Genomic DNA, 890 nt, shown 5'->3' on the forward strand with positions numbered 1-890 from the left:
CTTTTAACCGTTAAAGGGGATGAAGATCTGATGATCATTACCGATACCGGAGTCATGATCCGCACAAGTGTTGGGAATATCTCTCAAACGGGTCGTTCAACTCAGGGTGTGAAAGTCATGAGACTGGATCAGGATGCGAAAATTGTGACCTTTACAACAGTCCAACCCGATGAAAAAGATGAAGAAGTAGTGGAAGAAAACGAATAGATAAGGGGACAGCATGTCACGCAAAAGAAAAAAGAAAAAGAGTTTACGCAATACTCTTATCAACATCGTTGCAACACTTTTGATTATTCTCTCGCTTCTCTTGATTTTCAATGCTCCGATCCGTAATATGATTATGGTTTGGCATACCAACCAATACCAGGTTAGCAAGGTCAATAAAAAAACCATTGACAAGAATAAAGAAGTGAAGACGAGCTTTGATTTCCAACATGTCCAGTCACTTTCGACGGAAGCAGTCATCAATGCCCAATGGCAAGCTCAAAAACTACCAGTAATTGGGGGGATTTCGATTCCTGAATTAAATATGAACCTTCCGATCTTTAAGGGACTTGAAAATGTAGCCCTTTACTACGGAGCAGGGACCATGAAGGAAAACCAAGTCATGGGACAAGGCAATTATTCTCTTGCTAGTCACCATGTATTTGGCTTAACTGGAGCAAATGCCATGTTATTCTCACCATTAGAGAAAGCCAAGGCAGGAATGAAGATCTACATCACGGACAAAGAAAAAATCTATACTTATGTTATCTCGTCTGTTGAGACAGTGACTCCAGACCGTGTAGATGTTATTCAAGATCGTGAAGGTGTTAATGAGATCACCTTGGTGACTTGTGAGGATGCTGCAGCGACTTACCGTACGATTGTAAAAGGGAATTTGGAAACCT

General features: G+C 41.0%; 2 protein-coding genes. Both read left to right on the forward strand.

Annotation, left to right across the window (positions count from 1 at the left end; all coding sequences use genetic code 11):
• A partial coding sequence (locus SPADD19_RS06245; RefSeq protein ID WP_164905853.1) for a DNA gyrase C-terminal beta-propeller domain-containing protein occupies positions 1-207 on the forward strand: 207 nt, incomplete at its 5' end.
• Positions 208-220: 13 nt separating this feature from the next.
• On the forward strand, positions 221-890 hold a 670-nt coding region (locus SPADD19_RS06250; protein ID WP_164905854.1), incomplete at its 3' end, for a class A sortase.

Origin of the sequence: Streptococcus parasanguinis, from assembly GCF_001578955.1 — a bacterium.
GTDB lineage: Bacteria > Bacillota > Bacilli > Lactobacillales > Streptococcaceae > Streptococcus > Streptococcus parasanguinis_U.